Consider the following 3330-nt stretch of genomic DNA (forward strand, 5'->3'; position numbering starts at 1 on the left):
TGAAGAAAACTACCGACAAACCCAGGATAATAAGACATTGATGGATATTTTACTTTAACCAAATAGCCTCCTCGATTGTCGGGACGGTTCAATACCGGCAGCTATTCCGACTTCGAATGCCAGCGCAGCGAGCGCCTACAGTAGCAGCAAGCCATGTTCGAGAAGCAGCAGCGCGATATCGCGCACATGGAAGACTACATCCGCCGCTTTCGTGCCAAGGCCACCAAGGCTCGCCAGGCGCAGAGCCGAATCAAGGCACTTGAGCGCATGGAGCGCATTGCCGCCGCTCACGTCGATACACCCTTCAGCTTTACCTTCCGCGATGCACCGCCAGCGCCCGACCCTTTGCTGCAGATTGAGGACGGCGCGGTTGGCTATGGCGACAAGACGGTGCTTGAACGCATTACGCTGACGCTACGTCCGGGTGAGCGTGTTGGCCTGCTCGGACGCAACGGCGCCGGCAAATCGACCCTGATTAAGCTGCTCGCCCACGAGCTGCAGCTCGCCAGTGGCCGCCGCCTGGAGGGTAAGGGCCTGGCCATTGGTTACTTTGCCCAGCACCAACTCGAAACCCTGCGTGCAGATGAGTCTGCACTGCAACATATGATCCGGCTTGATCCGCAAGCACGTGAGCAGGAGTTGCGTAATTATCTGGGAAGTTTCGATTTTCGCGGTGACGGCTTGGGTAGCACCTCCACACCGGCGACCACACCCTGCGGCCTGTTCTCCGGCGGAGAGAAGTCGCGTCTGGCGCTGGCGTTGCTGATCTGGCAAAAACCTAACTTGCTGCTGTTGGATGAACCGACCAACCATCTCGATCTTGAAATGCGCCACGCCCTCACACTGGCATTGCAGGACTATGAAGGAGCAATGGTGCTCGTGTCACACGACCGTGCATTGCTGCGTACCACCTGTGATCGCTTTCTGCTGGTGGACGATGGTCGCATTCAACCTTTCGATGGTGATCTCGATGATTACCGCGACTGGCTTGCTACGCATCGTGCCGAAGTTGCAGCTGCGTCAGTTTGCCCCGACCAGGTCGTCAACAAGGCGACACGCAAGGCTGATCGTCAGGCTCGTATCCTGGCACGCCGACCGCTGGTGAAAGAGATTGAACAGATCGACAAACGCCTGGCAGCGTGGAACAGGGAAAAGAATACACTCGAAGCTCGTTTGAGCGACCCTGCGCTATACACAGGACCGCAGGCTGGCGAGGTGCCGATGCTGAATAAGCATCTGGCCGAACTTGTACAACATATTGAAGAGGCGGAACTGCGCTGGCTGGAACTGCATGAGATCCTGGAAACCATTCCAGCCAACTGACATAAGCAAACCAGCTGAAGCTGATATTGTTTGCAGCACAAATTATTTCAAATATAAATCTGCCGCTCATTTAACGGCATATCAACGTTTACCTGCGCCTGAAAGAAATTGAATTTCGATTCAACCATCGCCGTGATAGTCTTTACCCTGAAATACTCAAACTTGCTCAGGTCAATTGGCGTAGTGTGGCGCTTATCCGCTCAACTGAATTTTGAATAATGACTTCAGGAATTTTGTTATGACTGAACCGCTTCTCATCGCTAAATCCGGCAATACCGAACTGGCCATCCTGCCGAGCATGGCCAACCGCCACGGGCTGATTGCCGGGGCAACCGGTACAGGTAAGACCATCACGCTGCAAAGTCTGGCAGAGCAGTTTTCGCGTGCCGGGGTGCCGGTGTTCATGGCGGATGTGAAGGGTGATCTTTCCGGCATGTGCCAGCCGGGCGGGGGTAATGCCAGGGTGGAAGCGCGTGTGGCGGAGCTGGGATTGAAGGGCTTTGGCTACGCGGCTTGCCCGGTGGTGTTCTGGGATGTGTTTGGCCAGAAGGGGCACCCGGTGCGAGCAACGGTATCCGACATGGGACCATTGCTGCTGGCACGCATGCTGAATCTGAACGATACCCAGAGTGGGGTGCTGACGGCAGTATTCCATATTGCCGATGACAATGGCTGGCTGTTGCTGGACCTGAAGGATCTGCGTGCGATGTTGCAGCACGCGGCGGAAAACGCCAGCAGTTACAGTGTGGAATACGGCAATATTTCTACCGCCAGCGTCGGTGCCATCCAGCGCAGATTATTGCAACTGGAGCACGAGGGCGGTGACCAGCTGTTTGGCGAGCCTGCGCTCAATTTTGACGATCTGATGCAGATTGCAGAAGATGGACGCGGCATAATCAATATCTTGGCGGCAGAAACGCTTTATAACTCACCGCGCGCTTATGCCACGCTGCTTTTGTGGCTGCTTTCCGAGTTGTTCGAGAACCTTCCCGAAGTGGGAGATGTGGAAAAGCCTCGACTGGTGTTCTTTTTTGATGAAGCGCATCTGCTGTTCAATGATGCACCCGCCGCGCTGCTGTCCAGAATCGAGCAGGTGGTACGGCTGATCCGCTCCAAGGGTGTTGGCGTGTATTTTGTCAGCCAGAATCCGCTGGATATTCCGGATGCAGTGTTGGGACAACTGGGCAACCGTGTCCAGCATGCCCTGCGCGCCTTTACGCCACGTGACCAGAAAGCGGTACGGGCGGCAGCCGAAACCTTTCGCCCCAATCCGCAAATCGACGTGGAGGCGGCCATTACCGAGATGGGCGTAGGCGAAGCGCTGATTTCCCTACTGGATGAAAAGGGACGTCCTCACCCCGTGGAGCGCGGCCTGATTGTGCCGCCGGGCAGCCGAGTGGGGCCGGCTACCGAGGCCGAGCGTCAACAGGTCATTCGCGGTTCCCTGCTGTACGGGCATTATGAACAGTTGGTGGATCGGGAATCAGCTTATGAAATCCTCAAGGCGCGTGCCGCAACATCACCGGAACAAGCGCCGGCTGAAGCCGATCGCGGCTTTAACTGGGGCGAATTGCTGGGCGGCAGCACTGGACCGCGCGGCGGGCGACGCGAGGGTATCGTGGAGACGATAACCAGAAGCACGGCGCGCACCATTGGCTCGCAGCTTGGGCGTCAGGTGATCCGTGGCGTGCTGGGTTCCATTTTTGGTGGCGGGCGGCGGCGCTAACCGGGCGAGAGCGTCATAAAAAAGCCGCAGAATCTGCGGCCTTCATGGTGTTTGCACTTGCCAGAAACAAAATGGATGTTCTTTTGTTTGTTACGTAGAACCAAGCCGGCGCCCGCGCCGAAGATTGAGAAAACTAAGCGGCGTCCTCGGATGTTGGCTTGAGTGCCGGGTTATGTATTTTCACTGATTTGTAGTAGTTGAGATCTGATCTGACAGTTACCCGATTTGACGAGTGCCTGTTAGATCAGATTCAGTTATTCAATTCGGTAATTTTATCGTCC

1 protein-coding gene and 1 pseudogene are annotated in these 3330 nt (G+C 55.9%); both read left to right on the forward strand.

Features of this window, described 5'->3' with window-relative positions; all coding sequences use genetic code 11:
* Positions 1-96 precede the first annotated feature (96 nt).
* Positions 97-1323, forward strand: a pseudogene (locus B5D58_RS13330) (ATP-binding cassette domain-containing protein); the annotation flags it as partial.
* A 238-nt stretch (positions 1324-1561) separates the two neighbouring features.
* Positions 1562-3049: a helicase HerA-like domain-containing protein gene (locus tag B5D58_RS13335; RefSeq protein ID WP_011111846.1), complete on the forward strand. Its 1488-nt coding sequence runs from the start codon at positions 1562-1564 to the stop codon at positions 3047-3049.
* The last annotated feature ends 281 nt before the right edge of the window (positions 3050-3330 follow it).

Origin of the sequence: Nitrosomonas europaea (assembly GCF_900167395.1) — a bacterium.
Lineage (GTDB): Bacteria > Pseudomonadota > Gammaproteobacteria > Burkholderiales > Nitrosomonadaceae > Nitrosomonas > Nitrosomonas europaea.

What these genes read in the sequence shown, in the direction of transcription:
- B5D58_RS13335 (WP_011111846.1), top strand. Translation starts at nt 1,562, where the DNA reads ATGACTGAACCGCTTCTCATCGCTAAATCCGGCAATACCGAACTGGCC.